The organism is Streptomyces sp. V4I8, assembly GCF_041261225.1.
Taxonomy (GTDB): Bacteria; Actinomycetota; Actinomycetes; order Streptomycetales; family Streptomycetaceae; genus Streptomyces.
This window is the reverse complement of the sequence record NZ_JBGCCN010000001.1, coordinates 1177717-1202376: the sequence shown is the minus strand read 5'-3', so window position 1 is coordinate 1202376 and position 24660 is coordinate 1177717. Positions and strand designations below refer to the sequence as shown.

Sequence of the window (24660 nt, the reverse complement as noted above, 5' to 3'; positions counted from 1 at the left end):
TACATTACACAGGCCTGTCAGCTCTGTCAGCCCTGTCACTGGTGACGAGGGCAAACCTCCTGTGGTCAGGCGCCGTTGTCGTCGAAGCCGGCGGCAAGGATGCCCAGGGTGAGGGGCTGCGCGATGGGGCGTGCGGCCAGGCCACGCAGGTCCTCGGCGGTGGGCTGCCGGTTGTTCGCGCGGGCGACGAGACAGCTGGTGGCGTAGCCGCAGACACGGCCCTGGCACAGGCCCATGCCGGGGCGGGCATAGAGCTTGACCGCGCGCGGGTCGGTGGCCCCGAGGTCGCGCACGGCCCGGCGGACGGTCCCTGCGGTGACCTCCTCGCAACGGCAGACCGTGGTGTCCTCGTCCAGCCAGGTCTGCCAGCCGTCCGGCACCGGATACGCCTGGTGCATCGCCGCGGCGAACGACCGTTGGACGGAGCGCTGCCGCAGCAGCCGCGCCAGACGCCGACGGTCGACGGGCGAGCCGTTGGTCGCGTACGCGGCGTGCAGACCGGCCAACTCGCCTTCCAATACGGCGAGTTGGGCGCCACCGACGCCGCAGGCCTCCCCGGCGACGTAGACGCCGTCGACCGTGCTGCGCTGCCGGGAGTCGACGCGGGCGACGAGGCTGCCGTCGGCGTCCCGCCTCATCTCGCAGCCGAGTTGCAGGGGGATCTCCGTCTGCGGGGTGAAGCCGTAGCCGACGGCGATCGTGTCGCAGTCGATCGTGCGGGTGCTGCCGGGCACGATCCGCCACCGGTCGTCCAGCCGGGCGACGGTCGCTCCGGTGACGGTGTCGGTGCCGTGCGCGGCGATGACGGCGGTGCGGGTGCGCCAGGGAACGCGGTGCCGGCGGAGGGTCCGCAAGTACCCGGCGCCCTCAGCCAGTTTGGGCAGGTTGCGCAGGGTGGCGACCGGATGTCTGCCGAAGGCGATGGGCAGTCCGGCTTCGAAGACGCCCACGACCGTGGCGCCGGCCTCGGCCAGGCCGGCGGCCACCGGCAGCAGGAACGGCCCGGTGCCCGCGACGGCGATCCGCTTCCCGGCCAGTACGCCCTGCCCCTTGAGGAGGGCCTGGACGGCTCCGGCGGTGAACACCCCCGGAACGGTCCAGCCGGGGAAGGGTAGTTGGCGGTCGTAGGCGCCCGTCGCGATGATCACGGTCCGGCTGCGGAGGGTGCGGGGGATGTCGTCGCGGGTGGTGTGGCCGGTCCGGGTCGTGTGGGTGGTGAAGCCCTCGTCGGTGCGTTCGACGTGCCAGATCGAGTGGCCCGGCCGGTGGTCGAGCAGATGGTGTGCGGCCAACTCCTCCCTTAGGCGCCGGAACTGGCTCCAGCCGTGGTGGAGGGCGCCGTCGTCGCCGTCGCGGTGACGCCAGTACTGGCCGCCCGGTCGGGTGCCGCCGTCGATCAGCACCGTACGGCTGCCCTGCGCCGCGGCGGCGACGGCCGCTGACAGGCCGGCCGGTCCGGCACCGAGGACGGCGATGTCGTACAGGGTGCCGTGCACGGTGCCGTGCGGGGTGTCCCCCTGTTCAGCAGGCGAGGTCGTCATGACCCGCTCCTTCCTGGGTGGAGACCGTGTCGCCGGGCCGGGCCTCGACGAGGCAGGCGCGGTGGTTGGGGCGTCCGTTGATGGTCACCAGGCAGTCGAAGCACACCCCGATGCCGCAGAACACGCCGCGCGGGCGGCCCTCGGTGCGGGTGTGCCGCCAGGAGCGCCGCCCGGAGGCGATGAGTGCGGCGGCGACGCTCTGCCCGGACCGCGCCCGCACGGGCTCGCCGTCGAAGGTGAAGGTGAAGCTGGGGGGCGGAGTGGTCAAGGGGTCGCCTCCTCGAAGCGGTCCGGGCGGAACGGCGTCAGATCCAGGTCGGGTTTCTCGCCGGACAGATGCTGGGCCAGCAGATGGCCGGTGGCGACGGACAGCCCGATGCCGGCTCCTTCGTGACCGCAGGCGTGCAGCAGGCCGGGCGCGCGCGGGTCCGGACCGATGACCGGCAGATGGTCCGGGCAGTAGGGGCGGAATCCCAGGTAACTGCGGAGCAGGGAGACATCGGCGAGGAACGGGAAGAGGCCGATGGCCTGGGCCGCCAGCTTGCGCAGCACCGGCAGGGACACACTGCGGTCGAAGCCGACCCGTTCACGGCTGGCGCCGATCAGGACGGTTCCGGCGCGGGTTCCCTCGACCACTACCGAGGTCTCCAGGCCCGCGTCGCTGCTGGCGACGTTGGCCACGTACTCCGCGGTGTAGACCTTGTGCCGCACCACGCGTGGCAGCGGCTCGGTCACCAGGATGAAGCCCTTGCGCGGCAGGACCGGAACCGGGGCACCGGCGAGTTCGGACACCTGCCCGGCCCAGGTGCCCGCGGCGTTGATCACCCACCGCGCGTGCAGGACCGGGACATCGGCGGAGTCGGTCCGCACCCCCGTGACCGCGCCCCGCTTGTCGCGCACGAAGGCGGTGACACCGGTGCCAATGCGGACCGTGGCCCCCAGCCGGCGGGCCCGGCGAAGCAGTTGCGCGGCGGCCAGTATCGGCTGGACCTGCGCGTCCTGCGCGTAGAACGCTCCGCCGACCGCCTCCCGGGTCACGTTGGGTTCCAGCTCGAAGAGCTCGTCCGCGCCGATGTCGACCGCGTCGACGCCTGCCGTCCGCTGACCCGCCGTCAGATGCCGCAGACCGTCGGCCGCGCCCTCCGAACCCGCGACGACGACACCGCCCTTCGCCTCGTACTCGATCGCGCTCGTGCCCAGCTCCTCGCCGATCTGCCGCCACAGCCGGGAGGACAGCAGCGCCAGGTCGAGCTCGGCTCCGGATTCCTTGTCGGATACCAGGATGTTGCCCTCGCAGGCGCTGGTGGTGCCACTGCCGATGGCGCCCCGTTCGACCACGGAGACCCGCAGCCCGGCGACCGCGCAGTAGTACGCGCACGCTGCACCCACGATGCCTGCTCCGATGACCAGGACATCGGGGCCGGGGGATGGATGAGTCATTTCCGCATCATGTCATATAGCACTGATGGTGCCTGTGCTCTCGCATCGAAGCGTGGATCACGTCGTGTTTGTGCGCCGTCGGGGGACTTACGCGGGGCAGTCGAGGATCACCGGGGCTCAGGCCGCGGACGCGCGGCGACATAACGGTCGAATGCCTCGCGGGCATCGGGGACGAAGGCCTCATGACGAACCAGCTCGACGAGTTCGGGCTCCGTCAACCAGTCATGCCAGGCGATCTCTTCGGGGTCGGGCTTGATGGGCTCGGCGACGACAACCTCGTGCAGGCCGAGCCAGTACGGGCTGATCGCGCCCGCGCACCTGAACCTGAACACCAGCCTCGGAGGAGCTCGGACACCCAGCTCCTCCGCCAACTCCCGTGCGGCGGCCTCCTCGTAGGACTCGCCGACCTCTACGGCGCCTCCGAGCAAAGCAGGCGGGTTCGCGAATTTCTGGCCGCTCAGTCGCGGGAACCTGCGCGTTGGTGGGCGGCAGGGCGCTCTGCACGGACGAGTTCAGTAGGTGTTTGTGATCCTCAGGCTTGGCAAGGAATCGGGTCATCCCGTGTGCGTGGCGAGGTCACCCACGGGATGTGCTCACCTGGTGAACTGGGAGGCGAGATGCCGTTGCGTGATCGGGGTGCCGGTCATGCTGTCAGACGCCAGAGGGACGTGGTCTCGGCGCTTCGCGCTGTGTGGAGTGGGGCGGTGGCGTCCTTGGAGCGTGGGTGCCGGGGCTTGGTGTCGATCTTGTCCACAACGCGGAGGCTTGCTGCCTGGATGGCGTCGAGCAGTTGCTGACGTGTCCGGAGGCCGAGGTGCTCTGCCAGGTCGGACAGGATGAGTCAACCCTCGCCACCTGGCCGGAGGTGGGCAGACAGTCCAGTGAGGAAGCCGTGGAGCATGGTGCTGTCCGGGTCGTAGACGCCTTGCTCGATGGGGCTGGTCGGACGGGCGGGGAGCCAGGGCGGGTTACACACGATGAGGCCGGCGCGGCCTTCGGGGAACAGGACGGGAGCGGGACTGGACGTGCCCGCATGAGGTCAGCGACGGGTTCTGGAAGCGGGGACGGCGGGTCTCCCAGCCGGACGGTGAGGGTAGCCTCACCGTCGATGACGTCGTCGACGGTGAGGCGGACGATGCGGGTGACGGGTTGCGCGTAGAGGAGAACGAGCGCGGCCGCGACCCGGGCCCGCAGGGGCAAGGAGTCGTCGTTGAGGGTCCGCCGGAGAATGGCGAGTCGGCGGTGCTGGTGCAGCGGCGCTTGGTCCTGGTTGATGACTTGGGGTGGCAGGGCGAGGCGAGGCATCCGGCTCGTCTTCATGCACCAGCGCAGGAACGTCTCGGCCGGCGCCGGGTGGGCAGCTTCTCCTTGTGCCAGGCGTCGACGTCGGCCTGGTGGCAGTGTTCGAGGGTGCGGCCTCGGTCGGCGAGCCAGGAGAGGAAGCTGAACACGCTCGCCGCTTTGAGAATCTCGTTCGCCCGCCTGAACTCGGCGTTTGCCTTGCGGAGTTGCTTCAGTTCCTCGTGTTCGGCGGTCGACAGCCGGTCGTCCCGCTCGTCGCGGTCGACCTCGGCCTGGCGGACCGAGCCGCGCGGAACTCGTGTCCGTGCGGCTTAGGACGGCTCAGATCTCCTGGGGCTTGTAGGAGCTGGGGTCGCGCAGGATGACGCGGCGCAGCAGGTCGACGGTTTTGGTGACGCCCTCGACGGGGGCCACAAGAACGTCCTCGTGCTCGATGCTCAGGACGTCGTCGTAGCCGGCTCGGCGCAGGGCGAGGCAGAAAGCGCGCCAGAACGCGTCGTCGTGGCCGTAGCCGAGGGTGACGTAGTTCCAGGAGCGTTCCTTGGCGGCCATGACCGGCAGCGTCTCCAGCCTGCTGGTCAGGGCCTGGCGGGTGGGTTCCAGCCGGGTGTCCTTGGCGTGCACGTGGTAGATCGCCTCGCCCAGGGTCTCGATGGCGGCCAGCGGGTCGGCACCCATCCACATCAGGTGACTGGGGTCGAAGTTGGCACCGACCACGGGCCCGACCTCCTCGCGCAGGCGCAGGAGGGTGGGGACGTTGTAGACCGCCTGGTGGGCGTGCATCTCCAGAGCGAGCTTGGGTACGCCCTGGTCACGGGAGTGGGCGACGAGGTCTCGCCAGTACGGGAGTACGACCTCGGTCCATTGCCAGTCGAGGATCTGTGTGGTCTCCGGCGGCCAGGAGACCGTGATCCAGTTGGGGTTGGCGTCGCCCGGCCCGCCCGGCAGCCCGGACATCATCACCACGCGGTCGACGCCGAGGAGCGGGGCGAGAGCGATGGTCCTGCGCGTGACCTGGTCGTGCTCGCGGCCGCTGGGCCCGGGGTGCAGGGGGTTGCCTGAGCAGGTGAGGGCGCTGATCGTGAGCCCTCGGTCGGCGAGCTTGGCCAGCAGTTCGCGGCGCGCGCCGTCGCTGTCGAGAAGTCGGTCGATGTCGATGTGCGGGGCGGTGGACCAGGCGCCGGTGGCGAACTCCACGTGGTCCAGGCCGAGTTCGGCGGCCAGGTCCAGGGTCTCGTCGAGCGTGAGCTGCCCGACGCTGTCGGTGTTCAGACCGATCTTCATGATGCGTCCCGTCTGCGGTGTGGTCGGGCGGGGAGCGGTCGTTCCCCGCTGGTTCGGTGTGCCGGCGGTGGGGGTCAGCTGTAGAGGGCTGGGCGGTCGGCGAGTTCCACCTCGACGCGGCGGCCCTCGGTCTGGGCGCGGATGCCCGCCTCGCAGACCGCGGCCACGGCGTAGCCGTCCCAGGCGCTGGGGCCGGTGACCTCGCCGCGCCGGGTGGCGTCGATCCATGCCTGGACCTCGCGGTCGTACGCTTCCTCGAACCGCTCGACGAAGCCGGGGGTGACCGTGCCGCCCCAGCGTCCGCCGGTGCTGACGAGCATGTCGTGCCGGTCGCCGATGCGGGCGGTGCCGTGCTCGCACACTGCCTCGGCCTGGACCTGGTAGCCGTAGCGGGCGTTGACGTAGATCTCGACGTCGACCACGGCGCCGCCGTCGGTTTCGAAGACGACGAACTGCGGATCGGCCAGCCCTTCGGGCGCGTTGCCGGAGGGCCGCGGCCGCAGCACCGTGACGGACGTGATCTCCTGGCCGAGCAGCCAGCGGGTGATGTCCATCTCGTGGGTCACGGAGTCGTTGATGAGCATGGCGCTGGTGAAGTCCGGCGGGCAGGACGGGTTGCGGTGCCGGTTGTGCAGCATCAGCGGCCGGCCCAGTTCCCCGCTGTCCAGCAGCGCTTTGAGCTTGATGTACTCGTGGTCGTAACGGCGCATGAAGCCCACCTGCACCCGGCGGTGCCCGAGCCGCTGCTCGGCCTCCAGCACGCGCAGGGCGGAGGCGGCGTCTGGGGTGAGGGGCTTCTCGCACAGGACGGGCAGGTCGTGCTCGAACGCGGTGAGCAGTGCCGCCTGGTGGGCGACGCCCGGGGAGGCGAGCAGCACCGCGTCAACGTCGGGTGAGGCCATCGCTTCGGCGACGTCGCCGTAGGCCGCGCATCCTTCGACGTCGGCGACCGTCTTGGCGCGATCGATGTCGACGTCGACGACGGCGGCCACATGGGCGCCGCTGGTCACCTCGCTGATCCGGCGTACGTGGTTGGCTCCCATGCGGCCGGCGCCGATCACGGCGACTCCAAGGGAGGTGCGGTAGGTCATGTGGTTCCTTGACTTGAGGGTGGGCGATGGCGGTGACGGTCAGCAGAGGGCCGGCCGAACCCACACGGGTCCGGCCGTGACCCGGGTCGTACGCGTCACCGTGTTCCCTTGGCCGCGAACGTGGCGACGGCGGCGACATTGGACTTGTCGACGAAGGCCGGGCCGGTCAGCACAGGCGCCACGCCACCGCCGCTGTAGTTGCCGTTGTTCTTGTAGAGCCAGAGGGAGTCGACCGCCAGGTAGCCCTGCAGGAAGGGCTGCTGGTCGACGGCGAACTGGATGCTGCCGCCCTGGATCGCCTTCACCAGCTCCTTGTTGAGGTCGAAGGTGGCGACCTTGGCCTTGCTGCTTCCGTCGGACACCGCCTGCGTGGCGGTCAGCGCGACCGGGGCGGCGAGGGTGACGACGTAGTCGATGGAGGGGTCCTGCTTGAGCTTGGCGGTGATGGTCGACTGCACGGACGGCATGTCGGCGCCGTTGACGAACAGGTTTTCCGTCGTGCCCGAGAAGCCCTTCTTGACTCCCGCGCAGCGTGCCTCGAGGGCGACCTGGCCCTGTTCCTGGATGACACAGGCGACCTTCTTGGCACCGAGGGAACTCAGCTTCTTGCCGACCGCCTCGCCCGCGACGGTCTCGTCCTGGCCGAAGTACTCGAGCAGGCCCTGCTTCTTCCAGTCGTCCACACCGGAGTTGAAGCCGACCACGGGTATACCGGCCCGCACTGCCTTGGCCACCGTTTCCTTCATGGCATCGGGCTTGGCGAGGGTGACGGCGATGCCGTCGACCTTCTGGTCGATCGCGTTCTGCACCAGGTTGGCCTGGTTGCCCCCGTTCGGGTCGGAGGAGTAGATCAGCTTGACGTTGTCCTTGGCGGCCGCGGCCTGGGCGCCCTTGCGGATGGTGTCCCAGAACGTGTCACCGGGGACGGCGTGGGTGATCATCGCGATGGTCATGCGGGGCGTGGTGGCCTTGCCGGCAGAGACGCCACCGGCGCTCTCCTCCGACTTCTTGCCGCCCGAGCTGCTGGAGCAGCCGGCGAGTGCCAGGACTGTACTGGCGGCCATGGCCACGAGCATGGTGAATCTGCGGGAGCGGGAGGGAAGCGAGCGGTTCATTTCGGCACCTCACTGTGCTGACTTGCGGGAAGGGGTGATCCACCGGCGGGACGCCACACATCCCGTTGTGGGTCGGGCGGGGAGCTACTGGGTGGCCTGCTGTGCGACTCGGGGTGGGATCAGAGGGTGAACGCGGCGCGGAACCGCTCCATGGCGGTGTGACTGTCGCCGGAGGGCCATGCCTCCAGGGCGACCGTGCCGTCGTAGCCGAGGTCGGTGAGGGCGCGGGCGACGGCCGGATAGTTGATCTCTCCGGTGCCGGGTTCGCAGCGGCCGGGCACGTCGGCGACCTGGATCTCTCCGATCAGGCCGGCGCCGTGCGCGCGGCGGATCAGTTCGATGAGGTTTCCCTCGCCGATCTGGGCGTGGTACAGGTCCAGATTCATCCGCAGCCCGGGCCGATCGACTGCCGCGACCAGGGCGTAGGTGTCGGCGGCCCGCGCGAACGGGACGCCGGGGTGGTCGACGGCGGTGTTGAGGTTCTCCAAGGTGAAGGTGACGCCCGCGCTTTCGCCCAGTTCGGCCAGGCGGGTGAGCGTGCGGTGGGCGGTGATCCACATGTCGCCGGTGGCCTCGTCGGTCACCGGCACCACGGGCAGGCCCTCGCCGTCCAGGCCGGTGCCGTGCAGGTTGAGCCGGGGGCAGCCGAGATGCTCGGCGGCCTTGATCGACTCCTCGGCTGTGCGCAGGAGTTCGGCTGCGCCGTCCGGGTCGGTCAGGGTGCCGCGGATGTAGCCGGTCATCGAGGAGAACTCGGCGGGGGTCTGGGCCAGTGCGTTCAGGTCGTGCCGGGTCCAGTCCCAGATCTCCACCTGGAAGCCGGCCTCGTGGATGCGCCGGGCCCGCTCCTCGATCGGCAGGTCGCGGTAGACCATCTCGGCACAAACCGCCAACGTGTACATCGCAGCTCCAGACTTATAACGTTCTAAGAGAACAGGAGCAGTACGCCAGGCGCCGGGCGGCCTGTCAAGGGTTTGTGCGGACATTTGATTTATAACGTTGTAACAACGTTGACCAGTGCGTGTCCTGCTTGGCTCGGTCTACGATCACCTCGGAGAAGACCCTCGATCAGGAAGGCCGACGGTGCCATCGCGCTCTGCCGTCCCGGACGGAAAGCGGCCGACGCTCAGCGACCTCGCGGCGCGGGCAGGTGTCTCCGTGCCGCTTGCCTCCATGGTCATGCGCGGTGCCAAGGGGCCCAGCGCGGCAAGTCGCGAGCGGGTGCTGCGGGCCGCGCAGGAGATCGGCTACCGGCCGGACAGCAGGGCCCGCCTCCTGCGCAGCAGCCGCTCGCACCTGGTGGGAGTGCAGTTCGACCTGCGACAGCCCTTCCACGCCGACATGGTTGAGGCGCTCTACGCCGCGGCGGGGGCGGCCGGCTATCAGATCGCGCTCAGCGCCGTCGCCGCGAGCCGCAGCGAACAGGAGGCGGTGGAGACGCTGCTCGCCGACCGCTGCGAGGCGTTGATCCTGCTCAGCCCCCATGCCCCGGCGGCCCGGCTGGCAGAACTCGCGGCGCAGCTTCCCGTCGTCTCCGTGGCCCGCCGGCTGCGTCCGCTCACCGACGGCGTCGACGTCGTCCGCGCGGCCGACGACGAGGGCGCCCGCCAGGCGGTCGACCACCTCGTGGCACTGGGCCATCGCGACATCGTCCACATCGACGGGGGCAGGGCGCCGGGCGCTGCCGATCGGCGCCGCGGCTACAAGTCGGCCATGAAGCACCACGGCCTCACCGACCGCGTCCGCCTCGTGCCGGGCGGGCTGACCGAGGACCACGGTGCGGCAGCCGCACGAACACTCCTCGCCGAGGCTGCCCGCCCCACCGCCGTCCTCGCCTTCAACGACCACTGCGCCATCGGCGTCCTCGACACCTTCCTGCGCGCCCGTATCCCTGTGCCCGACGAGATCTCGGTCGTCGGCTACGACGACAGCCACCTCGCCCGCCTGGCCCACGTCCAACTCACCACGGTCGGGCAAGAAGCCCGCCAGCTGGCGCGCCGGGCCGTGAGCCGGGCCGTCGCCCGGCTGGAGGGTGAGGCGGCGGACGACGAACGAGAAGTCGTCGTCACACCACACCTCGTCATACGAAGCACCACCAGGGCACCTTGCCGCTCCTGACCCGCGCTGCTCCAGTCCCGGCCCGATCTGGTCGAAGTTCCACCGCGGCCCCAAAGGACCACCCGCGGCTGTCCGCGGAGGAACCCGCCCCCCATCCAGGCGGACGCGCCTTGAGGGTCTCGGGGCGTTTGACGGTTTTGCCGACGTCGTAGCGGGGTGCCCGGTGTTTGTTCTTGGCGCCGGGTGGCCGTCCGGGGCCGGCTCCTCGGGGTTTGGGAACACGGGCCGGGCAGGCGAGGTGAGCGCGGATGTTCCTGAACCCCCGGCGGACCCGGGCCGGGGTGAGCCGGTCGGAGGTGGTGGGTTTCTCCCAGGGCCGGCGGAGGTCCGCGGCGAGGGGCCGGGTGAGCCGGAGCTGGGTGTGGGCGGCGATCAGGATCCAGGTCCAGCGGTCAGCCGCCTCGGGAGTACGGAGTTTCGGTGTCGTCCAGCCGAGGGTCTGCTTCGCGAAGCGGAACGTGTGCTCCAGGTTGAAGCGGCGGAGGAATGCCTGCCGGAAGCGGTCCACGTCGTCCGGGGTGGCGCCGGTCTTGGAGGACCATAACCACACCGGCGGAGCGTCCCGTTCTTTCGATAGGTGCTCGACCTTCAACCGCATCAGCGTTCCTTCACCAGGGGAAGTTCACCGTCGTGGTGAGGTTCCCCCGGCGTACGGGAGGTGCTGATCAGCTGGTCAGGGCGGGTTGAACGGGTTTCAGGTTCGTTCGTTCGGCCGTTGCCTGGTCTGGCGTAGTGCTTCTCCTCGAACTCGATCGGGCTGAGGTAGCCGAGCCGCTTCTGGATGCGCCGGGAGTTATAGAAGCCGTCGATGTACTCGAACAGCGCGAGATTCGCCTCGGCCCGGGTGGCCAAGACGCGGCCGCGGATGCACTCCGTCTTGATGATCATCCCAGGTTCTCCGCGAGAGCGTTGTCGTAGCTGTCCCCGACCGAGCCCATGGATGCTTCAACGCCCGTTCTCAGCAGTCGAGTTGTGAGCTTCACGGATGTGTATTGACAGCCGTGATCCGCATGGTGGATCAGCTTGCCCGGTTCGACTTCCCGGCTCGCGAGCGCGTACTCGAGGGTGGTCAGGACCAGGTCGGCGTCCGCGCGGGCAGAGGTCTCCCAGGCGACCACCCGGCGCGAGAACGCGTCCCGGATCGCCGAGAGCCACAAGGGCCCCTCACCGGTGGCGATCATGGTGAGGTCGGTGACCCACAGCCGGTTCGGTGCCGGTGCGGTGAAGTCCCGCTCGACCAGGTCTGGGGCGAGTGTGGCCTTCGGGTCGCGGCGCGTGAAGCCGCCCCGGCGCGGACTGATCCCCGCGATCTCGGCCTCGCGCATCAACCGCTCGACCCGCTTGCGCCCCACGTGGACGCCCTCACGCTTGAGCACGGCGTGCACGCGCGGCGAGCCGTAGATCCCGCCCGAGTCGGCGTGGTCTCCTTGATCTGCTCGGTGAGTCCCACGTCGCGGCGCCGCCGTTCGCACGGCTCGCGCTCGGCACGGCGCCAGCGGTACGTCGAAGAGGCCATGGACAGTTCCCGGAGTACGCACTCGACCCCCAGGTGCGGGTGCTCGTCAACGAGCGCCGTCACCTGGGCCGGGTCGGGTCGAGCTGCGCCGCGAAAAACCGGCCCGGGAAACGTGAGGCATGGTCGGGGCGGCGGTGCACGAGAAGCCGTCCGGAGGGGGCGCGGCACACGATCGTCGCGATCCGATGCAGCCACCCGTGGCGAATCGCTTCGCTCCTGCTGACGACGGCCAGGATCTGATCGTGCTCGTCGACCCGTTCAACAAGTTCCGCCTCGCCGGGTGTGCTCATGCCGTGAAGTACAGCTCCTCCATCGTGGACGTGGCAAACTCCGTGTGCCGCACGCGGAAGGCCGTGGTCTGGATGCGCTCGATGCCCCAGGGGTCGGCCTCGCCCAGGGCCAGTGCGGCGAAGTCGGCCCATTCGACGTCGGCCGGGTCCTCCTCGTCCAGGCCGAGATCTTCCAGCGCCTCGTCGGTGATACCGAGGGCGGAGGCGATGGCGCTCGGGTCGCCGGTCACTTCGAAGGGCTCGTCCCCGGGCCAGCCGGCGGCGTGGAACAAGGCACCGTCGGGCAGCCAGACGATGTCCTCGGTGTGGGCCGCCCCGGAGTGGAAACGAACCCGGCCGACGATGCGGGCGTCCGGGTAGCGCTCGCGCAGCCTGCGGGCCTGGGACAGGAGGGGGAGGTCGTTGCCGCTGTCGGCCAGCGCCGGGTCGCAGATGCCGAGCACATGCCCCCACGCGGCGGTCTGGACGATCTCCAGGTCGGTTCGCGTGTACGGGTAGGGCACGTCGTGCACCGATCGGGGTCCGATCTCCTCCAGGACCTCGTCCACCGTGTCGAGCGACGCGGCGAGCTCCGCGGCCCGTGCGGGGTCGTTGGCCGGCAGCGTGCGCGCGTCCACGTCGAACGGCGGGAGGAGGACAGTGATGTTGCAGTGACCCATGGAGCCGTACACCAAGCGGTCGGGTGGGAGGGTCCAGTAGCTGTCGTCGGGCATGTGGATCACCGTAGGCGGCGCTGACACGTCGGGGGCGGCCGGGTGCGGGTGCGGTCCAAAGCGCGCGCCCATCACCTCACCGAGAAGCCCGGGAGCGCGTACGGCCCCCGGGCGCCACCCTCGGATCACAGACCGTCGCGCACCATGGCGGCGACGATCTGGACGTGGCGGTCGGCCGCCGTGTTCGAGAACTCGTTGTCGTAGTTCAGTCCGTACGGCCAGAAGTGGCCACCGCCGGTGGACAGTTTGGCGGCCGAGCCGTCGAACTGCCTGACCAGGGCCGTGGCCTGGGCACCGGTCCAGGTGCCGCTGCCGCCGAGGCGTGACCAGCCCGAGCTCGTGCCCACGCCGATGGTGTGGGCGATCTCGTGCAGAGCGGTCCGCTCGTTCATGTAACTGCGGTTGCCGAAGCGGATGGTTCCGTTGAGGTTGCCGTCGGCGGTGGGCACCCCCGGGTCGTACCGGACGGTGATGGCCTTGCCCAGGTCGCTGAGGTTGTTGTAGCGGGCCACAGCGGCGTTCATGGCCCTGGTGATGAGGTCGTAGGCCGTGCGCTGGTCCTCGGTGGGATTGGCGGCACGCTCCAGGGTCCAGGTGATGGTGGCCGCCGCGGACACCTCTCCCTGGGCGGCCGGCGCCGGCTGCGGGGTGGCCTGCGCGATGCCCGGGCCCGCCAGCAGCACGGCTGCCAGCGCGGCCACGACCGCCTTGTTGCGCCAGGGTATGGGCGTGCGTGGAGCAGACATCAGGGTTCGTCGTGAACTCATGGAGAGGTCCTCCTGTGTGGGGGGAGAGAACCGTCGCGTGTTCTTGGGGGGCGACGGAAGTTCAGGTGCCGTTTTCCCGACTCCGACTCCGGCTCCGGCTCCGGCTCCGGCTCCGGCTCCGGCTCCGGCTCCGGCTCCGGCTCCGGCTCCGGCTCCGGCTCCGACTCCGGCTCCGACTCCGACTCCGGCTACGACTCCGACTTCGGCTACGACTCCGACTCGGATCTGTTCGATCGTGCGAAAAGCGGCGACTTGCACGGCAGTTGGGCCGATAGAGGGAAAGCGCTTTCCCGAGATTCCCGGAGAGTAATGACCTCCGTAGGCATGTCAATGAAGTTGCCGAACCCTCATGTGAGGGCCTGAGCGAGGACCCGGCTGAGACCCAACTCGCCCGCCACCTTGACGAGTTCATTACCGTCCCCCAGCATTCCCTGAGCGCGATTCCTTCTGTTCGGTTCTGTTCAGCTCTGTGTTGTGGAAGGGAGTGCCGTGCCCCATCGGCATCGCATAGTCCGGGCTCTGGCGCCGACGGTTCCCCTGGCGCTCGGCGCGAGTCTCATGGCCGCGCCCGTGGCGAGCGCGGCGGACCCGGCACCGCGGAGCGCGGTCACCGTACGGATCGATCCCTCCTACCAGCAGCAGGAGTTCGAGGGGTGGGGCACGAGCCTGGTCTGGTTCGCCAACGCCACGGGCGGCTATCCCGAACCCATCCGAAGACAGCTCGTGGACATGCTCTTCGGCGCCGACGGCCTCGGTCTCAACATCGCCCGGTACAACATCGGCGGCGGCAACGCCCCCGACGTCCGCGAGGACTACATGAAGGCGGGCGCCACCATGGAGGGCTTCTGGAAGGCCCCCGAGGGGACCACCCGGCAGGACATGGACTGGTGGGACCCGAACAACCCGGACCACTGGAACTGGGACGCCGACGCCGGGCAGCGCTGGTGGGTGGACCAGATCAAGGACAAGGTCAGCCGCTGGGAGGCGTTCAGCAACTCGCCGCCCTGGTTCCAGACCGTCAGCGGATACGTCTCCGGAGGCTTCGACGCGAGCGACGACCAGATCCGCGCCGACCGCGTGGACGACTTCGCCACCTATCTGACCCGGGTGACCGAGCGCATTGAGCAGGCCCACGGCATCGAGTTCGACACGATCGACCCGCTCAATGAGCCCAACACGCCGTACTGGGGCACCCAGCTCGGTGCGGACGGACAGCCCATGGGCGGGCGCCAAGAGGGCGCGCACGCGGGCCCCGAGCTCCAGCAGAAGGTGATCCTCGCCCTCGACAAGGCGCTCGAAGGGGCACGCACCGACGCCGAGATCTCCGCGATGGACGAGACCAACCCCGGCATCTTCACCCAGAACTGGAACGCCTACGGCACCCCCGCCCGCGCGGCCGTCGACCAGCTCAACGTGCACACCTACGGCACGGGCCAGCGCACCAGCGCCCGCGACATCGCCAAGGGCGCGGACAAGAAGCTGTGGATGAGCGAGGTCGAGGGCACCTGGGGCACCGGCACCGACTACACCGGCATGGAACCGGGTCTGGGCATCGCCACCCGGATGGTCGACGACATGCGTGAACTGGAGCCCTCGGCCTGGGTGTTCTGGCAGCCGATCGAGGACTCCGTCCCCCAGACAGCCGCGGGCAAGAACTGGGGCAGCATCCATGTCCCGTTCAACTGCACGGCCGAGGACACCCTGGAGACCTGCCCGATCCGGACCAACTCCAAGTTCCACACCATCCGCAACTTCACCCACTACATCCGCCCCGGCGACCACTTCGTGAAGGTCGACGATCCGTCGAGCGTCGCCGCCGTGCGGCAGAACGGCCGTGCGGCGACCGTGGTGCACGTGAACAGCGCCACCTCCGCACGCTCGGTGACCCTCGACCTCTCCCGCTTCGGCAAGGTCGCCCACCGGGCCACCGTCACTCCCGTGGTCACCAGCGGCGACGGAGCCCTGGTCCGCGACACGCCGGTCCTGGTGACCGACCGGTCCGCCACGCTCTCCGTCCCCGCCAAGTCGGTCACGACCTTCCTGGTCGAGGGGGCCGCCGGCGTGGCACGCGACGCCGCCCTCGTGCGGCCCGGGCATGTCTACCGGCTCCAGGGGGCGCAGAGCGGCAAGTCGTTGGCGCCCTCGGACGACGGCAGCGGAGCCGTCGTCCGCACGACCGACCCCGCCGACGCTCAACAGCTCTGGTCCGTACGGAAGTTGACCCGCGGCACCGACAACCGCGAGCGCTACGCCCTCACCCACGCCAAGACCGGCAAGCGGCTCGCCGTACGCGACGACCAAGCCGTACTGGAGGAACCGGAGAGCGACCGCGGCCAGGTCCCCGAAGCCGCGCAGTGGATCATGTCGACGACCGGCGACGCCACCTGGACGTTCGTCAACGCCGCCACCGGCCGCCTGGTCGACGTCACCGGGCAGTCGACCGCGGACGGCGCCAAGGTGTCCACGTACACCCCGACCTCGGCCGCGAACCAGCGCTGGACCGTGACCGACGAGACCGTGCTGCGCACCGAACCGGCCAAGGCGTTCACCGTCCCCGGCCTGCGGCCCGAGCTGCCGACGACGGTGAGGCCGGTCCTCCGCGACGGCGCGCGGGGCGCTCTGCCCGTCGTGTGGGACCTCCCTTCGGACCGGAAGTGGCGTGACCCCGGCACGGTGCGGGTCAGGGGCGAGGCGACCGACCCCCTCGGGCGGAAGATCCCCGCGCTCGCGGTCGTCACCGTCGACATGATCGCCTCGACCCTTCCGGGCCGCGCCAAGACCTACGCGGGCGGCACGCCCGACCTTCCGGCCACGGTCGTCGGCATCGGCCGGAACGGCGGCCGGGCCGACCTTCCGGCGACCTGGGAACCGGCCCCCGACGGGGCGTTCGACACGACCGGCGTCGTGACCCTGCGCGGTGTCGCCCAGGTCGTCGGCGGCGACACGGTCGACGCGGCCGTGCGGGTGCAGGTCACGGAACCGGTGGAGACCAACATCGCCGTCGGCGACGGAGTCTCCGTCGCCGCCACCTTCACCGAGAGCGGGTACTCCGCGGAACGCCTGCGCAACGGCGACCTGACCGAGAAGGCCTGGTCCAACTGGAAACCGGGCAACACCAAGAACCCCTCCGACACCGTCACCTTCACCCTGCCGAAGGCACGCGACCTGAGCCGCGTCGTCGCGCACTTCTACCGGGACGGGAGCAGTGCCTCCTTCCCCGAGAGCCTGAAGGTGCAGGTGCGTGCGGCCGACACCGGCACATGGATCGACGCGAGCGACCCCGTGGCGGTCGGGACCGAGGGCACGCCGGTGGTCGACATCCCCCTGAAGGCGGGACCGGCGTCCGAGGTACGCGTCGTCATGACCGCACGTCAGGGCGGCTACCTCACCCTGAGCGAGATCGAGGTCCACGCCAAGGGTCCGGGAACCTCCTCGGACCCGGCTGCCGAGTCCATCGAGGTGTCCGGGAAGCCGATCCCGTCGTTCGACCCGGACACGACCGACTACCGGGTCGTCACCGGCGCCCCGAGCCGGACCCGCGTCACGGCGACGGCACGCGATCCCTACGCCACCGTCGCCGTCGACCGTCTCGACGAGCACGGCGGGACGGTGGCCGTCGTCGCCGTGACCAGCGAGGACGGGTCACGGACGCGGACGTACCGGATCCATCTCGTACGACGCTGAGGTCGTGGACACGGGTGACGACACGGGCGTCGAGCCGGATGACGCGCCAGTGCGCGTGTCATGCAGGGCATACAGCCCGCTGACACGCGCACCGCGCAGGCACTTGGCCTCGATGGCCTTCATCCCGGCGTGCAGCGCGGTGGAGCCATGGCGGTACGCGTCCTCGATGGGCGCGTAGTAGGTGAGCGTGAAATACGCGAAGGGGGCCGGGTGTTCGGGGTCGATGCCGACGGCGCGCAGCCAAGTGGTGCCGCCCTGGTGGTAGTAGAGACAGAAGCCGGTCATCAGCGGACCGTCGTAGGCGGCGACCACGCGTGCATGTTCACCCATGGCGTCCGCCTGGCGTTTCAGCAGGCTCGTCATCGCGTCGGTGTCGTCGCCGTGGCCGTGGGACTTCTGCAGTGCCGCGAGGAGGCGCCCGGCGTCCCCGTAGCAGTCGGCGAGGCGTTGGCGGCGTATGCCGAGTCCGGCCGCTTCGAAGGCGGCGCGTTCGTGACGTATCGCCACGCGCCGTTTGGACGGCAGCGAGGCCAGATAGTCGTCGAAACCGGCGCCCGGCAGCGGGATCGTCGCGTCGTCCTCCATGCGGTGCGCAGGCGTGCCGTACAGCGGCGCGAGCCGTCGTGTCGCGGACTCGGTCAGATACGGCCACCAGTGCGCGGTCCCGTGCCGCCCGGCGTGCTCGCGTGCCGCCTCGTGCAGCAGGGCCAGGCAGTGGGCGTCGACGTCCTCGGCAAGGTCCGGGTCGGTCAACGGCGCGTTGTGGTAGCCGCGCCGGGCGCCCGCGATCACCCGAGGCTTCTCCGTGCCGGGCGGCAGGTGCACCGGGTCGTAGTAGGTGTTGGGTTCGTGGTGCACCAGGTACAGGGGCGCGGCCGCGACGAGGGTGCCGTCGCCGTCGCGGATCAGCGCGTAGGAGGCCGTCGCCGTGGGGTCGCTCTCCTCGCCGGCGAGCCAGCGGTGCGACAGGTACACCCCGGCGTGCCGGGCGAGCCGGTCCCAGTGCGCGACGGGCACGGCGTGGACGCTGCTGACGATCTCGGACTTCATGCGCGCTTCCTTCCGCCCTGCGCGGCAGGGGACTTGAGGGCCGGGATCGCGGCGAGAGCCAGGAGACACGCCGCGCCCTGCACGGTCCAGGGCAGCAGGGCGTCGGCTTCGAGGAGGCCGGTGAACAGGGCGGGGGCGGCGATGTTGCCCGCGGACCAGGAGAGTTGGTACAGGCTCTGCCTGCTGCCGCGGGCGGCACCGGGGGTGAGCGTGACGGACAGCTCGCTGACCGCCGGCGAGTAGAAGATCTCGGCGAGGCTGAAGAGGACGATCGCGGTGAGAAGTGCGGGCCATGCGGCGATGGCGGCCCCGGGCAGCGCGGGCGCGGCGAACGCGAGCATGGCGCACACCAGCAGGACCTGGCCGAGGGCCATGGTGTGCCGGGCCTGCTCGGGGGCGGCGTGTGCCGTCAGCGGGCTGGTGAGGGTGGAGACCATCGCGGTGTTCACCACCAGCAGGATGCTCGCGGACCAGGCGGGCAGCCCGAGCGTCTCGGTGGCGTAGACGGCGATGAGCACCGACAGCATGGCCTGGGACAGGACGAAGGGGAGGTTGCAGGCCACCAGGAGCAGGTAGCGGCTGGTGTCCTCGGCGGTGGTGGTCGTGGTGGTCGTGGTGGTGTCGTCGGGCGTGGCGTCGGCGGGGGCCGCGTCGGACGGAGGGCTCGTCGGCACGCGGGCGAAGCAGAACGCCGCCAGCAGGTACAGCGGCGCGGCCGTGACGACGAGCCACGTCAGGGCGGGCGTGCCGAACAGTGCGAGCGCGCCGGCCGCCAGCAGCGCCCCGGCCCCGATGCCGATGTTGCGCAGGCTGCCGGTGAACGCGAACCAGCCGCGCGTCTCCGCGGCAGGCGCGGCGCGCAGGATCAGCGTGCGCTGCGCCGTGTAGTAGGCGTTGACACCGGACTGCACCAGAAGGTAGGCGCCGGCGATCTGCCAGGGGCGCTCGGCGAGAAGGAAGGACAGGAAACCGGCGGCGCTGACGACATTGGCGATGACGGTGAGACGTCGGGGGCCGTGCCGGTCCATCAACCGACCGGCGACGAGGACGACGGGCAGGGCGGCCGACTGGCCCACGGTGACGGCTGCTCCGACCGCGGCGAGGGGCAGATCGCGCAGGGTCGTGAAGTACAGCAGGCCCAGCGGCAGGAGCATGCCGTTGCCGAGGGAGTCGATGAGGTTGCCGGTGATGAACCGGCCGTGTCCGCGTGTGGCAGGGATGCCGAGAACGCGACGCAGCCGGGACACACGGGGCGCACGGGGCGCGACGGTGCCGGTCATGGGGTGAGCAGGGCTCGGATCCTGCCCAGGATCTCCTGACGCGGCCAGCCCGCTGTCCGATGCAACTCCTCCAGTTGCTTGACGGTCCGCTCTTCGTCGCCTTCGGCGAGAGTGAAGACGACGATGTCGCCGTGACTGGTGGCGTCGATCACCAACTCGTGGGCTGTCACCAGATTCAGACGGTCGGTCAGCTCCGCCCGCGCCGGTTCCGGCAGGCGCTCGGGGGAGAGGAACTCGATGGCCCATCCCGTACGTCGCACGGGGGCCGGGCTGTAGTCGCCGCGGGCCATGGCCGCCAGGGCGTCGAAGGTGTTCGTCGCGGAGGCGGCGCAGGACAGCGTGGTGGCGCCGCCGATACGGGGGTTGATCTCCAGGACCACGTACCGCGAACCGGTGTAGATCATGTCGACGTTGACGGAGCCCTGGACGCCGAGCTCCTCGCACAAGGCGGCCAGCTTGGCCGCGACGGGTTCGAAATCGGCGTCGGCCCGCGGCCCGGGGCCGCACCAGCGCAGGTCGGCGAAGGTGAACACGGGCTCGGTGCCCGCCGTGCCGGTCCAGCACACGGGCAGCACGCGGTACTTGCCGGGCTCGCCCACCACGTCCACCGAGCACAGCGCTCCCGTCACGCACTCCTCGATCACCGCGGACACCTCTGGCGGATCGGCGAGATACGCGTCCAGAGCGGCGGCGTCGGGCAGGGCCCTGATGCCCATGCTGGTGGAGTCCCACAACGGCTTGGACAGGAGGGGGTAGCCGACGCCGGCGGCCGATGCGCGCAGGGCGTCCGCGTACGCGGGAAACGCGACGCCGCGCCCGGCGAGCAGGTCGGAGTCGACTCTGACGCCGCGTGGGGTGTCCAGGCCCGCGCGGGCGAGGAGTTGCTTGGTCTCCCACTTGTCGCACAGGGCCAGGGTCGACGGCAGCGGGGTCATGACCGTGGGGATGCCCCGGGCGTCGAGGAGTTGCTTGACGGTGGCGTCCCGCAGCGCGTTCTCGCACGGCAGGGAGATGGATACGGCGGCGTCCGCACCCCACTCGGCGACCTCGCGGGCGAGTTCGGCGGGGGTGACGGCGGGATCGAGGCGACGGCGCATGCCGGGGAAGTCCCCGTCGCCCGCCGTGCCGTGCGTGTGGAACAGACAGCTCTCGATGCCCTGTCGGGCCAGGTCGCGGACCGTTCGCTGGATGTACGGGTCGGCGCGTCGGATCTCCACGGACCGCAGGAACGCGATCTTCCGGACGGGATTGCGCACGGGTCAGCTCACTTTCACCAGGGAGTCGGCGATCACTTGGCCAGCAAGGCGGCGGGCCTCGTCGACGGACGCGGCGCGCGCCAGGACGTGCCCGACCCGGCCGGAACTGTCGGCCGGGTCGGGCACCCGTTGTCCGGGACGAATGTCGATGTGGCTGTGGGTGCCGGGCACGGCGGGGATCAGGACGTCCTCCACCACCCCCGCCCGGTCGGGCAGCAGGAAGCGCAGCGCGGCCGCCTCGTCGCGGGTCGGCGCGATGTGCGGCAGCCGCCCGGTGACGGCCTGCAGATAGGCGGCCGCTTCACTGACCCCGGTGGCGGCCTCGACGATCTCGCAGATGTTGTCGCCGGGCAGCCGGGCCCCGGTCTCGATGACGATCGGCTCGCCGCCGGGAGGGACCTTCACCTCGGTGTGGGCGATGCCGTTGCGCACCCCGACGGCGAGCGCGGCACGCGCGGCGGTGTCCTGGATCACCCGTACCGTGCGCGGGTCGAGCCCGGCCGGGCAGGAGTGCCCGGTCTCCACACGGTAGGTGCCCGCCGTCGTGTCCTTGCGGACCACGGGCAGCGGATAGGGCACTCCCTCGTGCACGACCGTGTCGGCGGAGAACTCCTCGCCGGGCACATAGCTCTGCAGCAACACGCGTGAGTCCAGCGGCAGACCGTGCGGCTCGGCGCGGGTGAACCGCCCGGCGGCGGCCACCGCGGCATCGAGTCCGTCCGGACCCGCCACCACACTCACGCCCCAGGAGCCGCCCTGCTCGGCCGACTTGACGACGAGCGGCCAGCCCAGCCGCCCGGACGCGGCGACGTCATGGGCCTGTTCGGCGGTGGCGACCACCGCTTCCGCGGGGGCCGGTACGCCCGCCGCACCGAACGCCTCCGCCATGGCGATCTTGTTGCGGGCGGCCTTGGCGCGCAGCGGGTCGTTGCCCGGCAGCCCGAGGCGTGCGGCGAGCAGGGCCGCCAGCGGGGTCAGCAGCTCCCAGCAGACCGCCACCCCCGCGATGCGATGCGCGCGACAGTACGCCTCCATGTCATCCAACGCGCGCGCGGTGTCGGCCAGTTCGGTGTGGCACACCCCGGCGAGACCGCGGGTCAGCCAGGGCGCGTAGCCGGCGTGAACCCGCTCGTCGGTGGCCGCGTACAGCCGTATGCCCAGCCGGGCCGCGGCCTTCACGAGGAAGGGGCCCGCGTTGCCCATGGGCTCGATCACCATCACGCCGGTCAGGTCCGGCTCGTCGCTGCTGTCCACGCACCCCAGTGGATCGGTCGCGACGGTGCACCGTCCATCGGCCTGTTCTCTGAAAACAACTCGCTGATGACAGCGCCGAGTTGGCCGAAGCCACAACGATGACACCCCGTTGGCGTGCGGGAGTTGGTGCACAACGCCGATAGCTTCAACAAAATGTTGCGTGTTCGGATCGGTGGGCACGGTCAACCGAACGGCATGGTGCGAAGGAGTCATCCATCGTGAACAGCCCGCACGACCAGCTCGCCGACCACATCCGACAGGGCGTCATCCCTCCGTACCAGTACTCGTATCCACCCCGCTCCACCTACCGTCCGCTCGAGGAGGGCGCCTGGGACGTCCACGACGTATGGGCGAAGGACCTGGCCAACTACCAGGTGCCCGAGCTCAACCTGTATCTGCACGTCCCGTTCTGCCGGTACAAATGCGGGTTCTGCAATCTCTACACCGTCATATCCACCGACGAGGACCTGTACGACGCCTACACCGACGCGCTCTGTACCCAGCTCCGCGACCACGCGGAGATCATCCAGGCACGCCGGCTGCGCACCGTCTACGTCGGCGGCGGCACGCCCGCGCTGCTGTCGACCCGGCACTTCGAGCAGATCTTCCACACCCTCGGCGAGATCTACCCCAACTGGCGTTCCACCGTCGAGGAAGTGGCCCTGGAGGCCACCCCGGACTCCATCGTCGCCGACCCCGACGGTTTCGGGCGCCTGCTCGACCTGGGTCTGACGCGCGCCAACATCGGCATCCAGTCGTTGGTCCCGCAGGAGATCCGCGAGGCGGGCCGGGGACAGGCGGGCGAGGACGTCATCCGCAAGGCCGTCGAGATCGTCCACGACCGCGGACTGCCGGACCTGTCCACGGACCTGATCATGGGATTCGCCGGGCAGACCCCCGAGACCTGGCGGCACTCGGTGGACGAGCTGGCGAAGCTCGCGCCCACGACGATCTCCACCTACTTCCTCACGGTGCGACCGGACGCCTGGTTCTCCAAGACCGGCGCGTACCAGTACATGTGGAAGCCGGAGCTGTACGAGCGTTACGACTACGCCCGTGAGGTGTTCACCGCCCACGGCTACGTACAGGAGGGCTCCGTCCGCTACAAGAAGCCCGGCCGCGGCGGCTACGTACAGAAGGTGCTCACCTTCCACGGCGTGCCCCTGCTCGGTCTCGGTGTGGGCGCCCGCTCCTACACCTCCGTCCTCGACTACATGACCGGCAGCGTCAAACCGTCCCTGACCGAGGTCGCCGACTACATCGACAACGCCAGGGCCCACCGCCTGCGACCCACGACGGGGTTCGCCCTCACCCCGGAGGAGATCGTCCGCAAGAGGCTCGTGCTCGACAGCTTCGACCTCGACCTGTCCGAGCTCGACCGCTTCGGCCTGGACACCATCGCCGCGGAGGTTGACGAGATCCTCGACGCCGCCCGGTCCAACGGCCTGGTCCACCGGGTCGGCCCGCGTCGAGTCCAGCTCACGCCCAAGGGCTTCAAGTACCGCGACATCCTGTCCTGGATGTTCTACTCCGACCACGTCAAGAACCTCGACCGGGAGTACTACGAGGGTCTCCACGAAGCCAACACCCGGGCCCGCCGGAACATGGGCACGCCGGTCCGCGTCACCGGGATCGGCTCCGAGCGGGAGACCGCGTGAGCGACCTGTTCATCGCCGCGGGCGGCGGCGGGGACCCCGTGGGCACCGCGATCACCGCGGCGACCGTGGGCCGCGTCCTCACCGGCACATCCCTCGGCGGGACCACGATCGCCACGTACGCCTGGGAACGCCTTGAGGTCGACCCGACCCCCGGCCCTCTGGGATTGGTCCATTTCACCGGTGTCGCTCACCAAGCGGGCATACCGGTCATCACTCCCACCGCACAGCCGATCGCCCCCGCCGGCTCCACGCTGCCCGACCTGGCCGCGGACCTTCCGGCGCGCCTGGTCCTGCTCGACCCGTGGCAGGGGCTCGCCGCGCTGGCCGAACAGATCCGACGCCTCACGGACGACGGGTACGACCGCGTCCGCGTCGTCGACGTCGGCGGCGACATCCTCGCGCACGGCGACGAGGACACCCTGTGCAGCCCGCTGGTGGACGCGCTGGCCCTGGCCGCGTGCCGGCTCGCCGGAGTGCCCGCCACCGTGTACGTCGCCGGTCCGGGAACCGACGGGGAGATCCCCCAGGAGGACGTCCTGGACCGTCTGGACGGCGACGCTCTCACCCCCCTCGCGCAGGACGTGGCCGCGATCCGAACGGCCCTGTCCTGGCATCCCTCGGAAGCGTCTGCCCTGTTCGCGGCGGCCGTCGACGGCATACGCGGACCGGTCCGTACGGTGAACCACCTGATCCCGCTCACGGACGCCTCCGCCCGCATCCACTCCACCGGCCTGGACGAGGCCCTCGCCCACAACACGGTCGCGGCCCGTCTGCTCGACGCGCTGCCGCCGACCCTGGAAGCCGCCGCCGACCTCTCGGCCAAGCTCACCCTGCTCCACGAACTCGACCGAGAGCGCGGCGGGGGAGCAGGGCAGCCGTCACCATCGGCCAGGGCCGCCCTGCCCTGGACCGAACAGGCCGCGCGGGAGGCGATCCGTGAGGCGGCCCAAGGCGCACCGCACGTCACACTCCGGTTCGCCGCCCGTGCTCTTGGACTGACCTGGCGCCAAATCCCGTCCCTGCGTGGGCTGTTGGGTGCCGACGGGCCGGTGCTTGCCCTGGCCGGAGCCTAAGACAAGAGGGGGGAGTGCCTACGAATACACTCCAAAGCAGACGAGATATCTGTACTGCAACGATCTCCCTTGAAGCATGACGAGAGGGGACGCACGGTACGAGTGCCCAGCCCAACCGGCGCTCGGAAGCCGTCCGTCCCTCTCGATGTGACTTTCCCCATTGCGCCGCCCGACGGGTCCCGTGAGTCTCTCGTGGAACACGCGTCCGAAGAACTGTTATCCCGGGCC

At 70.3% G+C, this 24660-nt stretch carries 21 protein-coding genes and 3 pseudogenes; 4 read left to right on the top strand and 20 right to left on the bottom strand.

Features of this window, described 5'->3' with window-relative positions; all coding sequences use genetic code 11:
* Nucleotides 1–65: 65 nt before the first annotated feature.
* The 10 genes and pseudogenes from ABIE67_RS05530 to ABIE67_RS05485 all read right to left on the bottom strand — a co-directional run bounded on the left by ABIE67_RS05530 (nt 66) and on the right by ABIE67_RS05485 (nt 8675).
* A complete protein-coding gene (locus tag ABIE67_RS05530) occupies nt 66–1541 on the bottom strand; it encodes an FAD-dependent oxidoreductase (RefSeq protein WP_370254109.1) in 1476 nt (491 codons plus the stop codon).
* Entirely contained in the window at nt 1522–1809 is a 288-nt protein-coding gene (locus ABIE67_RS05525) for a (2Fe-2S)-binding protein (RefSeq protein ID WP_370254106.1), read from the bottom strand. The genes ABIE67_RS05530 and ABIE67_RS05525 overlap by 20 nt, the downstream gene beginning before the upstream one ends.
* Complete coding sequence (locus ABIE67_RS05520) at nt 1806–2981, bottom strand: NAD(P)/FAD-dependent oxidoreductase (protein ID WP_370254103.1); 1176 nt, start codon at nt 2979–2981, stop codon at nt 1806–1808. Before ABIE67_RS05520 ends, ABIE67_RS05525 begins: the two co-directional genes overlap by 4 nt.
* Nucleotides 2982–3088: 107 nt before the next feature.
* The gene (locus tag ABIE67_RS05515; protein ID WP_370254099.1) at nt 3089–3409 is read right to left on the bottom strand and encodes an NUDIX domain-containing protein; all 321 of its coding nucleotides are present in this window, start codon (nt 3407–3409) and stop codon (nt 3089–3091) included.
* 215 nt (nt 3410–3624) lie between these two features.
* Nucleotides 3625–3987: pseudogene (locus ABIE67_RS05510) on the bottom strand (methyltransferase); the annotation flags it as partial.
* 310 nt (nt 3988–4297) lie between these two features.
* On the bottom strand, nt 4298–4432 hold the full coding sequence (locus ABIE67_RS05505) for a hypothetical protein (RefSeq protein WP_370254095.1): 135 nt from the start codon (nt 4430–4432) through the stop codon (nt 4298–4300).
* A 172-nt stretch (nt 4433–4604) separates the two neighbouring features.
* Nucleotides 4605–5567 (bottom strand): sugar phosphate isomerase/epimerase family protein, encoded by a 963-nt coding sequence (locus tag ABIE67_RS05500; RefSeq protein WP_370254090.1) that lies wholly within the window; start codon nt 5565–5567, stop codon nt 4605–4607.
* Between the two features lie 74 nt (nt 5568–5641).
* Entirely contained in the window at nt 5642–6658 is a 1017-nt protein-coding gene (locus ABIE67_RS05495; RefSeq protein WP_370254086.1) for a Gfo/Idh/MocA family protein, read from the bottom strand.
* A gap of 95 nt (nt 6659–6753) precedes the next feature.
* On the bottom strand, nt 6754–7773 hold the full coding sequence (locus ABIE67_RS05490) for a sugar ABC transporter substrate-binding protein (RefSeq protein ID WP_370254082.1): 1020 nt from the start codon (nt 7771–7773) through the stop codon (nt 6754–6756).
* Between the two features lie 119 nt (nt 7774–7892).
* Nucleotides 7893–8675 (bottom strand): TIM barrel protein, encoded by a 783-nt coding sequence (locus ABIE67_RS05485; RefSeq protein WP_370254079.1) that lies wholly within the window; start codon nt 8673–8675, stop codon nt 7893–7895.
* Between the two features lie 181 nt (nt 8676–8856).
* On the opposite strand from ABIE67_RS05485, the gene ABIE67_RS05480 reads away from it, so the two are divergent.
* Nucleotides 8857–9891, top strand: a complete 1035-nt coding sequence (locus tag ABIE67_RS05480; RefSeq protein WP_370254076.1) for a LacI family DNA-binding transcriptional regulator — start codon at nt 8857–8859, stop codon at nt 9889–9891.
* 103 nt (nt 9892–9994) lie between these two features.
* Here ABIE67_RS05480 and ABIE67_RS05475 read toward each other — a convergent pair.
* From ABIE67_RS05475 to ABIE67_RS05450, 6 genes and pseudogenes are all read right to left on the bottom strand, one after another.
* Nucleotides 9995–10524: pseudogene (locus ABIE67_RS05475) on the bottom strand (transposase); the annotation flags it as partial.
* 114 nt (nt 10525–10638) lie between these two features.
* Nucleotides 10639–10779, bottom strand: a pseudogene (locus ABIE67_RS05470) (IS3 family transposase); the annotation flags it as partial.
* Entirely contained in the window at nt 10776–11363 is a 588-nt protein-coding gene (locus tag ABIE67_RS05465; protein ID WP_370254072.1) for an IS3 family transposase, read from the bottom strand. The gene ABIE67_RS05465 and the pseudogene ABIE67_RS05470, both read right to left, overlap by 4 nt.
* A 103-nt stretch (nt 11364–11466) precedes the next feature.
* Nucleotides 11467–11697, bottom strand: coding sequence for a hypothetical protein (locus tag ABIE67_RS05460; RefSeq protein ID WP_370254068.1), 231 nt, complete (start codon nt 11695–11697; stop codon nt 11467–11469).
* The gene (locus ABIE67_RS05455; RefSeq protein ID WP_370254064.1) at nt 11694–12410 is read right to left on the bottom strand and encodes a DUF6333 family protein; all 717 of its coding nucleotides are present in this window, start codon (nt 12408–12410) and stop codon (nt 11694–11696) included. The genes ABIE67_RS05460 and ABIE67_RS05455 overlap by 4 nt, the downstream gene beginning before the upstream one ends.
* Before the next feature lie 125 nt (nt 12411–12535).
* Nucleotides 12536–13156, bottom strand: a complete 621-nt coding sequence (locus tag ABIE67_RS05450) for a hypothetical protein (protein ID WP_370268231.1) — start codon at nt 13154–13156, stop codon at nt 12536–12538.
* 510 nt (nt 13157–13666) lie between these two features.
* On the opposite strand from ABIE67_RS05450, the gene ABIE67_RS05445 reads away from it, so the two are divergent.
* Nucleotides 13667–16861 (top strand): glycoside hydrolase, encoded by a 3195-nt coding sequence (locus tag ABIE67_RS05445; protein ID WP_370254060.1) that lies wholly within the window; start codon nt 13667–13669, stop codon nt 16859–16861.
* Here the strand turns inward: ABIE67_RS05445 and ABIE67_RS05440 are convergent.
* From ABIE67_RS05440 to ABIE67_RS05425, 4 genes are read right to left on the bottom strand one after another with little or no spacing between them, the layout of a single operon-like run.
* Complete coding sequence (locus tag ABIE67_RS05440) at nt 16820–17911, bottom strand: peptidogalycan biosysnthesis protein (protein WP_370254056.1); 1092 nt, start codon at nt 17909–17911, stop codon at nt 16820–16822. The two genes, ABIE67_RS05445 and ABIE67_RS05440, sit on opposite strands and share 42 nt — an antisense overlap.
* Nucleotides 17908–19191 (bottom strand): MFS transporter, encoded by a 1284-nt coding sequence (locus tag ABIE67_RS05435; protein WP_370254052.1) that lies wholly within the window; start codon nt 19189–19191, stop codon nt 17908–17910. Before ABIE67_RS05435 ends, ABIE67_RS05440 begins: the two co-directional genes overlap by 4 nt.
* Nucleotides 19188–20447 (bottom strand): ATP-grasp domain-containing protein, encoded by a 1260-nt coding sequence (locus tag ABIE67_RS05430; protein WP_370254048.1) that lies wholly within the window; start codon nt 20445–20447, stop codon nt 19188–19190. Before ABIE67_RS05430 ends, ABIE67_RS05435 begins: the two co-directional genes overlap by 4 nt.
* A 3-nt stretch (nt 20448–20450) precedes the next feature.
* Entirely contained in the window at nt 20451–21701 is a 1251-nt protein-coding gene (locus ABIE67_RS05425; RefSeq protein ID WP_370254044.1) for an ATP-grasp domain-containing protein, read from the bottom strand.
* Between the two features lie 218 nt (nt 21702–21919).
* Between ABIE67_RS05425 and ABIE67_RS05420 the strand changes: the two genes are divergently transcribed.
* Entirely contained in the window at nt 21920–23359 is a 1440-nt protein-coding gene (locus ABIE67_RS05420; protein WP_370254042.1) for a coproporphyrinogen-III oxidase family protein, read from the top strand.
* Nucleotides 23356–24432: a DUF1152 domain-containing protein gene (locus ABIE67_RS05415; protein ID WP_370254040.1), complete on the top strand. Its 1077-nt coding sequence runs from the start codon at nt 23356–23358 to the stop codon at nt 24430–24432. Before ABIE67_RS05420 ends, ABIE67_RS05415 begins: the two co-directional genes overlap by 4 nt.
* Nucleotides 24433–24660 lie beyond the last annotated feature (228 nt).